Here is a 10,936-nt window from a genome sequence, read left to right on the forward strand (position 1 = left end):
ACGAGCTGGCGGATCTGTGCGAGCAGGTCGGCGGCGACGTGCAGGAGGTGGCGCGCGGCATCGGCCTCGACAACCGCATCGGCTCGAAGTTCCTGCATGCCGGGCCGGGCTACGGCGGCTCGTGCTTTCCGAAGGACACGCTGGCGCTGATCAAGATTGCGCAGGACAACGGCACGCCGCTGCGCATCGTCGAGACGGTCGCGGCCGTCAACGACCAGAGGAAGCGGGCCATGGCCCGCAAGGTCGCGGCGGCGCTCGGCGGGTCGGTGCGCGACAAGACCATCGCGGTGCTCGGCCTCACCTTCAAGCCGAACACCGACGACATGCGCGACGCGCCGTCGATACCGCTGGTGACGGCGTTCAACGACATGGGCGCCAAGGTGCGGGCCTACGATCCCGCCGGCATGGAGCAGGCGAAGCGCGACCTCGACGGCCTCGTCACCTTCTGTGCCAACGCCTACGAGTGTGCGCAGGGCGCCGACGCGGTGGTCATCGTCACCGAGTGGGAGCAGTTCCGCGCCCTCGACCTCGACCGCCTCAAGAGCGCGATGCGCCAGCCCGTGATGGTCGACCTGCGCAACGTCTACCGGGCGGACGAAATGGCGGCCGCGGGCTTCGCCTACTCCAGTGTGGGCAGGGCTATTGTGCCGGAGCATGTCCGATCGTGACGACGTGACAACGTGACGACAGCCCGGCGCCGTTGTGGCCAAGCCGCCGAGCCTGCCGCCGATCCCGACGACCGAATTCTGCAACAGTGTTGACGCTGCAGGCCGCTACCCAGACTGTAGCCATCGATAACAGCGAGAGCGAGCGGGACGGTGGGCCGGCGGATTTAGTCGATTGAGGCGGCCACGAATCGGTTTGGCGAAGTGGTCGAAGCCGCGCGTCACGAGCCTCAGACGGTCACGATTCACGGAAAGTCGACCGTGGTCGTCGTCGATGTCGAGGAGTAACAGCGCTTGCGCAGCCTGGAGCAGGCACAGGCGCCGTCGTTATCGAAACTGCTGCTAGCCATGCCGCAGGACGGCGGCGAATTCCCCCGCCTCGAAGCGCGGCCGCGCGACATCGAGCTCTGATGTACTTGATCGACACGGTCGTCCTATCTGAACTGCGCAAACGGCAGCGCAATTCCGCTCTCGTGGTGTGGTTCGGACGGCAGTGAACGGCCGGCTTGTTTCTCAGCGTAATCAGCGTCGGCGAGATCGAACGCGGCATCGCCCGACAACGCACGACCAATCCTGTTTTTGCCGGGACGCTCGCGGCATGGCTCGACCAACTCCTGGGCCTTTACGCGGAACGGATACTTCCCTTCGAGCTCCAGACCGCACGGCGCTGGGCGCTTTGAGCGCTGCGCGCTTTGAGCGCTGCGCTCGGCAATGACAGCGCCGACCTTATGATCGCCGCAACCGCACTCGAGCACGGCCTGACCGTACTGACGCGCAACGTGTCGAAATTCGAGCCACCGGCGCTCCTCTCTTCACCCTGTGTGAAACAGATCAGCGATTGGCGACCGATGACGCGGAAGGCTGCCTGACGCGAGTAGCGAACCTGCGGCTGCGCCCGCACCCATAGGGGTCATGGCGTCCAAAGGCATGCGGTCCGGTGAGAGGACCCTGTTCAGGCCACGATCTTCTCGATTTCGAGTTCGATCTCGATTGTGCGGGAGCGCGCCAGACAGGGGTGGAGAGTGGTCACGAGAGTCGCCACATGTTCGATGAATTAGGACGGCCGACGCGTGCTGACAAAAGAGGCGCTGGAGTATCTTCCAGCTGAGAAACACGCGCGCGGCGGTGAGCGAACAACGATTAAGGATCACAGAATCGTGTTTCGCCCGACGGAAGGCGGCGCCGGTAGGCTCGCACCATAGCAGGGGAGAGCCGCCGATGATCAGCGACGAGCAATTGCGCCTGCTGTTCGAGTCGGCGCCGAATGGCATGATCGTCACGGATCGCGCCGGGCGCGTCATGTTCGTCAACGCGCATGTTGAACAACTCTTCGGCTATTCTCGCGAGGAATTAATCGGAAGGCCGATCGAGATCCTGGTGCCCGAGCGGTTTCGCGCGGGGCATACGGGATTGCGTGATGGATTTGCGCGCAACCCTCGACCGCGGCCGATGGGAGCTGGACGCGATCTGTATGGACGGCGGAAAGACGGGGACGAGTTCCCGCTGGAGATCGGTATCAATCCTTTCCGCACCGACGACGGGAACTTCGTGGTCGCCTCCGTTGTCGATATCAGCGAGCGGAAGCGACACGAAGAGCACATCCGATTCATCATGAACGAGCTTTCGCATCGATCGAAAAATCTCCTCATGGTCGTGCTCGCCATCGCAAACCAGACTGTCCAGCGGGCGATCAGTTTCGGCGAGTTCCAGAAGCTGTTCGAAGACCGCCTGATGGCGATTGGGCGCTGTCATGATCTCCTTGTCGAGAAGGGTTGGGCGGGTGCCTCGATCGACGGGCTCATCAGCGCACAAATCGAGCAGTTTACCGGCATCGCCGCTCGCATAGACGCGGAAGGACCGGCGATCATGATTCATCCGGAGGCGGCGCAAAATATCGGGCTCGCCTTTCACGAACTCGCGATGAACGCGGTGAAGTACGGCGCATTGTCCTCTCCCGATGGACGGGTCGTGATTCGGTGGGATGTCGACCAAACGCACACGACCAAGCGGTTCCGTCTGACGTGGGAGGAGCAAGGAGGGCCGCCGGTCGATCCTCCACGCCATGAAGGCTTTGGGCACAAACTGCTCAGTCGCATCTCGAGAAATTCGCTCGACGGGACGGTGAGCGGGCTTGCGTTTCGACCCGAGGGATTATCGTGGCGGCTCGAATGCCCAGGAGAGCTCGTGATACGACACTGACAACGCAGCGAGAGTGAAAGGGCCGTCTGAATCGTCGGGCCGCCTTTCTTCGTGCGAAGCTCCGGCGCGCGTCGCGTATGGGCGGAACGAACCGGCATCCCCCTCGCGCGCGATGCTGCGCAATGTCCCCGGGCCAGGTGGCGGCGGAAGGTCGCCGGGCCGCGGTGCCCGGACAAACCGCCGCACCCCCACCGGCGCAAGGCAGTTGCCTCCCCGTCGCCGCCGTACCAAGGTTACGCGCGGACCCAGTCCAGGCCGGCGCAAGACCGGCGAGGTCCCCAGTTGATCGATCCCGTCGAATCCACCGGGCTCGAGATCGATCGTTCAAACCGAGGAGGGACGTGATGAGGAAGGCGACGCTCCTGTCGGCAATGGCGTCCGTTGCGTTTCTGGTAACGGCGATCGTTGCCGATGCCCAGCAGTTCGGCTCGGCGGCCGAGGCCAAGGCGATGCTCGAGAAGGCGATCGCCGAGGTGAAGGCGAACGAGGCGGCCGCCATCGAGAAGTTCAAGAAGGGCGAGGCCGGCTACAAGGATCGCGACCTCTACGTGTTCTGCTTCGACGCCAAGACCGGCATCGTCACGGCGCATCCCTCGCTGATCGGGACGGACATTCGGGTCCTCAAGGACAAGACCGGCAAGGTCATCGGAGAAGACATCTTCGCGGCCGCCAAGGACGGCACCGTCACGACGGTCGACTATTTTTTCCCGAAGCCTGGCGGCACCGACCCCGTCGCCAAGCAGTCCTTCGTCACGAAGGTCGGCGGCCAGGGCTGCGCGGTCGGCTACTACAAATAACGCCGAGCCTCGTCCCCGCGACGGTCTTCCGCGGTCGCGCCGCGGTGATGGGGCGCGTCTTCGCGCGGTGGTCTCGAACCCCGAGTTCCTGCGCGAGGGCGCGGCGATCCGCGGCTTCAAGCATCCCGACCGTATCGTCCTAGGCACCGCGGACGAGCGCGCCCGCAATGTGATGACCGAGCTCTACCGGCCACTGTACCTCAACCAGGCGCCGCTGATGTTCACGGCGCGCGGCACCGCCGAACTGATCAAGTACCCGGCGAATGCGTTCCTGGCCACCAAGATCACTTTTATCAACGAACTGGCGGATCGTCCCCCCTTCCCGGGGATCACGTGGTGGACCGTGCCGGCGCGGTGCTCGGCTTCGGGGGAACAGGGGCACCGACCAGGCAGTTTCGCCCGTTGGCCTTCGCTTGGTAGAGATGCCGGTCGGCCCGTTCGAGCAAGGCTTCGGCGGTTTCGCCCGGCGTCCATGCGGCAACCCCGATCGACAGGGTGACGTAGCCGAGCGTCTCCTTGGTGGCGCGGCGCAGGAGCGGCCGCTCGGCGACCGCCTTGCGAATCTGGTCGCCGATCGCCATGGCGTCTTCGAGCGAGGCATTCGGGAGCAGCACCACGAACTCGTCGCCACCGTAGCGGGCGACGAGGTCGTTCGCGCGCACGTTGTTCTTCAGCGCGAAGGCGACGAGGCGCAGCACGTCGTCGCCGGTCACGTGTCCGAACTGGTCGTTGAATTGCTTGAACCGGTCGACGTCGACCATGGCGAGCGAGAACGAGTCGGGCGCCTCCTCGTCGGCCGCCAGAGCCGTCGCCTGACTCAGAAAGAAGTCGAAATACTTGCGGTTCGCTAGCCGGGTGAGGGGATCCGTCATGCTCTCCAGGCGGAGCGTCTCCATGTTCTCCTGCAGGAGCCGGAACTGGTGCTCGGACTGCTGGAGCTGCGCCTGGAGGAGCGCGTTGGTCTGCTGGATCGCATCGGTGGAGCGGACCAGCGACTTGATCAGCTCCGACGCCGACGAGTTGGTGCCGCCAATGTCGAGGGTCTCGGCTGCGTTTTGGAGGTCGAGGCCGTAGTCGGCGGCCGAGCCCGAAGCGACCTTGATCACGTTCTCGACCTTGCGGGTCTCGGCGCCGAGCGCCTCGCCGACCGACAGCAGCTGGCCGAAATGCCGCTCGGTCGCGAAATGCCGGTCGTGGATGGCGTTCAGCCGCGTGCGCGACAGGGCACCCGGTCCGAGTTCCTCGATCTCGCGGTTGAGGGTTTGGTTGTGGCCCTGGAAATATGTGAACCAAACCGCGTAGGTCGCCGGATCCGGCACTTGGCCGAGATCGCGGATCCGCTCCAAGGCTTTTCGGGCGATGGCGAATGTTGCCACTTCGGACGTGGTGGTGGATTGCGACATGCGCGGTCTCTAGCGGGCGAACACCACGTTATCGTCCGACGATGACGGGCGATGGCCTGCCGCCGATCGTCGATCAGCATTTCCCATACACTATCGTCGCGACATAATAAGATAATGAATTGTTACTGCAACATGTGAATTTTGTCGCGCCGGTGTGTCCTGGGCGCGCGCCTCCGGACGTCCAGCGTCAACCCTGCTTCAGGCTGGCCCGCACCTCGGCCTCGATCGACGTCCAGATGTGGTCGACGAGCGCCGTGAACTCGGGACTGCGCTTGAGATGCAGGTCGCGGGGCCGCGGCAACCGCACCGGAATCTCCTCCCGGATGGTGCCGGGACGGGCGCTGAACACGATCACCCGGTCCGACAGGAACACCGCCTCGTCGATCTGGTGAGTGATCAGCAGCACGGTCTTGCGGGTCTCCTGCCAGATCGACAGAAGCTCGGTTTGCATGATCTCGCGGGTCTGCGCATCGAGCGCCGCGAACGGCTCGTCGAGCAGCAGGATCTTCGGATCCACGGCGAGCGCCCGGGCGACGTTGACGCGCTGGCGCATGCCGCCCGAGAGCTGGTGCGGATAATGATGCTCGAAGCCGCCGAGGCCGGCGATGTCGATGAAGTGCTGGGCGGTCCGGTGGGCCTCGGCTTTGGGCGTTCGGGCGAGCGTCAGGCCGTAGGCGACGTTCTCGATCACGGTCTTCCACGGCAGCAGCGAATCCTGCTGGAAGACCACCGCCCGGTCGCGACCGGGGCGATCGACGGCGCGGCCGTCCACCAGGACGCGGCCGCTGCTCGGCGCGAGCAGGCCGTCGATGATCCGCAGCAATGTCGACTTGCCGCTGCCGCTCGCCCCGACGATCGAGACGAACTCGCCCTCTGCGACGGTCATGTCGATGTCGCGAAGCGCCTCGACGACCGGCTTGTCGCGCCGGCCGAAGACCTTGCCGATCTTCTCGACCCGCAGCCGCACCGCCTCGCTCTGTGCCTCGCTCATTTTGACTCGCTCATTCCTGCCTCCACGGCGCCAGCCTTCGCTCGAGCGTCGCGAACAGAACGCTGCCGAGCAGTCCCATGGCGCCCAGCATGATGACGTAGCCGAGCACCCGGGCAGTGTCGAAGGTCTGGCTCGCCGACAAGATGGCGAAGCCGAACCCGGCGAACGATCCGAAGAACTCGGCCACCACGATGCCGACCAGGGCGCGGGCCCAGGCGACCCGGACGCCGCTGACGATGAAGGGCAGCGCGTAGGGGAACGTGACGGTCGAGAAGATCTGTAAAGGCGTCGCGTTGAACGAGCGCGCCGCCTCGACGAGCTGGCGGTCGGTCGCCCGCAGTCCCGCCTCGGTGGTCACCACGACCGGAAAGACCGCCACCATGATGACCAGCACGAACTTGGAGGCGAAGCCGAGGCCGAGCCAGGCCACGAAGAGGGGCGCGAGAGCGATGATCGGCACCGAGTTCAAGGCGCTGAGCACCGGCCCGGCGGTGAGCGACAGCGCCCGGCTCGACGCCAGCGCGAGCCCCGTCGCGACGCCGATCAGAACCGAGACGACGAACGAGGTGACCACCGCCGACACGGTCGCGACGGCATTGGTCCACATCGTGCCCTGCTCGACCTCCTTGGCGAGCGCGATCGCCACCTCGGCGGGAGGGACCAGCAGCAGGCGGTTGGTCACCAGCATCGAGACCACCTGCCAGACGACCAGGACGGCGGTCGTCGACAGGGCGATCCGGGCGAGGCCAGCCGCCCGGGTGTCCTGCTCGAGGAAGTCATACAGGCGTCGCACGGTCCGCTCTCGCCTAGAGGATCATGGTCATGCGCGGACCGCAGCCCGCGTCGGCGTGAGCGGGCCCGGTCTCGCGCGCCCGTCAGGCGAACCGGTCGCCCGGGGTGTCGTCGTCGCCTCTGCGTCGAGCAAGGCGGTCACGCATAGACGGCGCGGGCCTGCTTGCCCCAGCCCTTCTCGCCGATCACCTTGCCGTCGACATAGACGGTGCGGCCGCGCACCAGGGTGCGCACCGGCTTGGCCTTGAAGCGGCGGCCCGCGTAAGGCGACCATCCGGTCAGGCTCAGCACGTCGGCGTCCTTGATCTCGTACTCGCGATCGAGATCGATCAGGACGAGATCGGCATCGTAGCCCGGCATCACGTCGCCCTTTCGCGCCAGGCCGAAGAGCCGCGCCGGTCGGGTCGACATCGCCTCGACGGCGCGCTCGATCGGGAACTTGCCTTCGAGCGCGGCGGTCAGGAACATGCTGACGTAGAACTGCGTCGAGGGCGTGCCGGTGTGGGCCTTCCAGCCGTCGGTCCAGCCGATCTCCTTCTCCTCGCGGGTGTGCGGGGCGTGGTCGGTGGCGACGATGTCGATGGTGCCGTCGGTGAGGCCTTCCCAGAGGCTGGGGACGTTCTTCTCCGGCACCCAATAAGACAGGGCGTAGGAGCCGAGCCGCTGGATCGCGCCCCAGTCGCAGCCGAGGAACAAGGCCCACGGATTGATCTCGCAGGTCACCCGCTGGCCCGCCGCCTTGGCACGGCGGATCAGGTCGACGCTGCCCGACGTCTGGGTGTGGAGGATGTGCAGGTGACAGCCGGCCGCCTTCTGCAGGCGCAGGAGCGTCGCGATCGCCGTCTCCCAGATCACGCCGTCATGCGCCGCGTAGGCCTTGGCGTAAGCGAGCGCGTCCCGCTGCTGGCGCTCCCAGAAGTCCTTCTCGATGACGTCCATCAGGGCCTGATCGTGCGGATGGACCATCAGCGGAATGTCGACCTCGGCGCAGTGCTTCATAATCTCGAGGATCTTGCCGTGGTCGTGGACGCCGATGCCGGGCATGTGCGGATAGGAGCGCCCGGTGTCGACCACCATGAAGATCTTGAAGGCGGCGATGCCCTGCTCGGCCATGCGCGGAATCTCCTCCGCGATGGTGGGAGCCGGGTTGAAGTTCCAGTCGACGATCGCGTCGCGCTCGTAGATGGCGAACTGCTTCTTCAAGAGGTCGAGGCTGTTGGGCGGCGGATTGACGTTCGGCATCGCGACCGAGGTGGTGACGCCGCCGGCCGCGCATTGCAGGGTCGAGCTGTAGATCGTGTCCTTGTACTCGAAGCCCGGCGCGCTGCCCTCGCGGTGATGCGAATGCATGTCGATGACGCCCGGGATGACGGCGAGCCCCGAGGCGTCGATCGTCTCGGCGGCAGACGGTTCCTGGCCGGGCTCGTAGAGGCCGGCGATCTTGCCGTCCCGGATGCCGATGGAGGTGCGACTCTGGCCCTTGGCGGTGATGAGCAGGCCGTTCTTGACGATGCAGTCCATGGTCGACTCCCGGTCCGGGTCAGTTCGCTGGCGGGGGGGCAGAGGCCGGTCGGCGCTGCCGCACCGTATCGAGAACCTCGGCCACGTAGTCGCGCGTCAGCGCGCGAGCGATGAAGACGATCTGCGAGCGGCGCTCGGGCGTCGGCCACGCGGGCAGCACGGCGGGCGGGTGGAACAGGTGCTGCACGGCCTGCAGCACCACGGGGCGCGGTTCGCCGGCGATGTTCATGATCCCCTTGACGCGCAGCAGGTCGTCCCCGTGCGCCATCACCAGGGCATCGAGCCACGCGGCGACGTGCTCCCATTCCAGCGGCTCGTCGTAGACGAGGCAGAACGATCCGATCGCATCGTCGTGGCGGTTCACGTCGTGCCGGTGCTGGGCCCGGGCGCCGTCGTCCCGATCATGGTCGCCGTGATCGTGTTCGTGTTCGTGACCGTGATCGTGACCGTGACGGTGATCGTGCCCGGTCGGGCCGGACCCGTCGAGCGGGCCGTCGTGACCGCCCGCATAGGCTTCCGCGTTGAGCCAGGCGAGCACGTCGGCGCTCTTGGTCGCGGGATCGTAGATGTCGGCGGACGCGAGCTCGGAGGGCATCGGCATGCGGTCCGGGCGTGACACGTGGAGCCGCGCGCCGGGATTGAGGCCGCGGATGCGTGCGGTGAGCCCGTCGCGCGCATCCGCGGCAGATGCGAGATCGGCCTTGGTCAGGACCACCTCGTCGGCGACCGCCGCCTGCTTCACGGCCTCCGGGTGGCGGTCGAGGGTCGTCCCGCCGTTGACGGCATCGACGGTCGCGATCACGCGCGTGAGCCGATAGCGCCTCGCCACCGGCATGGTCATCAAGGCTTGGATCACGGGCGCCGGGTCGGCGAGCCCGGTGGTCTCGATGACGACCCGGTCGAACGCCTTGACCTCGCCGGACGCGCGCTTTTCGGTCAGCTCACGCAGCGTGTCGACGAGGTCGCCGCGCACCGTGCAGCACAGGCACCCAGTGGAGAGCTCGATCGTGTTGTCGCTGCTCGCCGCGATCAGGGCGTGGTCGATGCCGATCTCGCCGAACTCGTTGACGATCACGGCGGCGTCGGCGAGGTCGGTGGTGCGCAGCCAGGCGTTCAGCAGCGTCGTCTTGCCGCTGCCGAGGAAGCCGGTGAGCAGCGTCACCGGCAGGCGCTCGTCGGTCGTCTCGGGCATCGCTCACTTCGCCGCGAGATAGGCGGGATCGAAGTAGCGCGACAGGTCGAACGGCTTGGAGGACGCCGGGTTCGCGCCGATCGCCTGGTCGATCTTGATGATGTTCTCGAGCCCGGCGGCCGTCACGTCGAGATTGCGGGCGATCGCTTGCTGCTCCTCCACGATGAATTTGTAGGAGTCCGCGCAGATGTCACGGTCGGTCTTGGTGAAGGCGGCGAGGATGTCGATCGCCTTGTCGCGATTGGCCGGGTCGTAGATCCAGACGGCCGCCTTCTGCATCGCCTTGGTGAGGCCGATCGCCGCCTCGCGGTTCTTCTCGGCCCACGGCTTGTTGAGCACCAGCGGCGTCTGCACGTACGGATCCGTGTAGACGTCGAGCACCTTCATGCCCTGACGGACCGCCAGAGTGTCGAACGGCGCGATCAGAAGGGCACCCTGCACCTGTCCGTTACCGAGCGCGACGACGCGGTCGCGCGAATTGGTCAGCGCCACCATCTTGAGGCTGCGCGGGTCGACGCCGAGCCGCTGCAGCTGGAAGCGCAACAGGTTGGCGGTGCCGCCCTCGACGGCACCCGCCGTCACGGTCGCGCCTTCCAGCTGCTTCGCCGCCGTGACCCCGGTGCCGCCGACCAGCCGCAGGATCGTCTTGCCGAGAACGGCGCCGCTCATCACCACCGGAGCACCCTGATCGATCGCCCGGATCACGACGTCGCCCAGCGAGATGCCGGCCTCGACGCTGCCCGACGAAACGGCCTGCAGCAGGGTCGGACTCGAGCTCGCCACCAGATCCTTCACGACGATGTTGCGCTCCGCATAGAACCCCTGGTCGCGGGCGATCGCGTGCAGCCACAGCAGGGCACTGGGGGCCAGCATGGCGACCCGGACCTCGGTCGGCTGCTGGGCCCGTACCGGAGCGGGTGCGATGGCGATCGCCAGGACGAGGCCGAAAATCAGGGGGCGGAGGACGGATCGCATGACGGTATCTCCTCGGGGGCAGGGATGGTCGTCGTTGGCGCGTCTACATTGTCAGTATATGACAATGTCGCCTATAGTCAAAAGCTGCAAAATTGCGCAACAGGGTGGATCCTCGTCATGAATGGCCCAGCGCGCATTCTCGCCGTCCTGCAGCTCTACGAGACCGCTGGGCCGGTCCTCACCGTCGACGACATCGCGCGGTCGCTGAACCTGTCCGCCAGCACGGCCTATCGCAGCGTTCGCTCGCTGGTGCAGGCGGGTTTTCTCGATCCGGTGGCGGGCGCCGGCTACGCGCTCGGACCCGCCTTCATCCGCTACGACCGGCTGCTGCGGCAAGGCGATCGGCTCAGCCGGATCGCGGAGCCGGTGATGCGCGACCTCGTCGCGGGGGCGGGAGGGCG

The 10,936-nt window shown here is 66.3% G+C and carries 13 protein-coding genes and 1 pseudogene; 7 read left to right on the forward strand and 7 right to left on the reverse strand.

The genetic code is table 11. The annotated features are described in order from the left end of the window. Positions 1 to 668, forward strand: a 668-nt coding sequence (locus CCR97_RS01245; protein WP_201159241.1) for a nucleotide sugar dehydrogenase, incomplete at its 5' end; no start/stop codon positions are given. A 171-nt stretch (positions 669 to 839) separates the two neighbouring features. Further along, positions 840 to 953: a type II toxin-antitoxin system prevent-host-death family antitoxin gene (locus CCR97_RS31990; protein WP_276330205.1), complete on the forward strand. Its 114-nt coding sequence runs from the start codon at positions 840 to 842 to the stop codon at positions 951 to 953. 146 nt (positions 954 to 1,099) lie between these two features. Here CCR97_RS31990 and CCR97_RS01255 read toward each other — a convergent pair whose 3' ends face one another. Continuing rightward, on the reverse strand, positions 1,100 to 1,420 hold the full coding sequence (locus CCR97_RS01255) for a hypothetical protein (RefSeq protein WP_170145715.1): 321 nt from the start codon (positions 1,418 to 1,420) through the stop codon (positions 1,100 to 1,102). On the opposite strand from CCR97_RS01255, the gene CCR97_RS32220 reads away from it, so the two are divergent. The 4 genes and pseudogenes from CCR97_RS32220 to CCR97_RS01270 form a co-directional block, all read left to right on the forward strand. Continuing rightward, complete coding sequence (locus tag CCR97_RS32220; RefSeq protein WP_338049044.1) at positions 1,394 to 1,534, forward strand: hypothetical protein; 141 nt, start codon at positions 1,394 to 1,396, stop codon at positions 1,532 to 1,534. The two genes, CCR97_RS01255 and CCR97_RS32220, sit on opposite strands and share 27 nt — an antisense overlap. 349 nt (positions 1,535 to 1,883) lie before the next feature. Further along, the gene (locus CCR97_RS01260) at positions 1,884 to 2,864 is read left to right on the forward strand and encodes a PAS domain S-box protein (protein ID WP_111356038.1); all 981 of its coding nucleotides are present in this window, start codon (positions 1,884 to 1,886) and stop codon (positions 2,862 to 2,864) included. Between the two features lie 344 nt (positions 2,865 to 3,208). Next, on the forward strand, positions 3,209 to 3,661 hold the full coding sequence (locus CCR97_RS01265) for a cache domain-containing protein (RefSeq protein WP_111356039.1): 453 nt from the start codon (positions 3,209 to 3,211) through the stop codon (positions 3,659 to 3,661). 64 nt (positions 3,662 to 3,725) lie between these two features. Beyond that, positions 3,726 to 3,971 (forward strand): annotated as a pseudogene (locus CCR97_RS01270) (UDP-glucose 6-dehydrogenase); the annotation flags it as partial. Positions 3,972 to 3,990: 19 nt separating this feature from the next. Here CCR97_RS01270 and CCR97_RS01275 read toward each other — a convergent pair. The 6 genes from CCR97_RS01275 to CCR97_RS01300 all read right to left on the reverse strand — a co-directional run bounded on the left by CCR97_RS01275 (position 3,991) and on the right by CCR97_RS01300 (position 10,535). Continuing rightward, complete coding sequence (locus CCR97_RS01275) at positions 3,991 to 5,064, reverse strand: GGDEF domain-containing protein (protein WP_111356041.1); 1,074 nt, start codon at positions 5,062 to 5,064, stop codon at positions 3,991 to 3,993. A 187-nt stretch (positions 5,065 to 5,251) separates the two neighbouring features. Then, on the reverse strand, positions 5,252 to 6,055 hold the full coding sequence (locus CCR97_RS01280) for an ABC transporter ATP-binding protein (protein ID WP_111356043.1): 804 nt from the start codon (positions 6,053 to 6,055) through the stop codon (positions 5,252 to 5,254). 10 nt (positions 6,056 to 6,065) lie between these two features. Continuing rightward, positions 6,066 to 6,848 carry an ABC transporter permease gene (locus CCR97_RS01285; RefSeq protein WP_111356045.1) on the reverse strand — a complete coding sequence of 261 codons (783 nt, stop codon included), beginning with the start codon at positions 6,846 to 6,848 and terminating at the stop codon, positions 6,066 to 6,068. Between the two features lie 137 nt (positions 6,849 to 6,985). Next, a complete protein-coding gene (locus tag CCR97_RS01290; RefSeq protein ID WP_111356047.1) occupies positions 6,986 to 8,368 on the reverse strand; it encodes a dihydroorotase in 1,383 nt (460 codons plus the stop codon). 19 nt (positions 8,369 to 8,387) lie between these two features. After that, positions 8,388 to 9,560 carry a CobW family GTP-binding protein gene (locus CCR97_RS01295; protein ID WP_111356049.1) on the reverse strand — a complete coding sequence of 391 codons (1,173 nt, stop codon included), beginning with the start codon at positions 9,558 to 9,560 and terminating at the stop codon, positions 8,388 to 8,390. 3 nt (positions 9,561 to 9,563) lie between these two features. Beyond that, a complete protein-coding gene (locus tag CCR97_RS01300; RefSeq protein ID WP_111356051.1) occupies positions 9,564 to 10,535 on the reverse strand; it encodes an ABC transporter substrate-binding protein in 972 nt (323 codons plus the stop codon). 24 nt (positions 10,536 to 10,559) lie between these two features. Between CCR97_RS01300 and CCR97_RS01305 the strand changes: the two genes are divergently transcribed. Beyond that, the coding region (locus tag CCR97_RS01305; protein ID WP_201159242.1) for a helix-turn-helix domain-containing protein at positions 10,560 to 10,936 on the forward strand (377 nt) is incomplete at its 3' end.

It is taken from the genome of Rhodoplanes elegans, from assembly GCF_016653355.1.
Classification (GTDB): Bacteria; Pseudomonadota; Alphaproteobacteria; order Rhizobiales; family Xanthobacteraceae; genus Rhodoplanes; species Rhodoplanes elegans.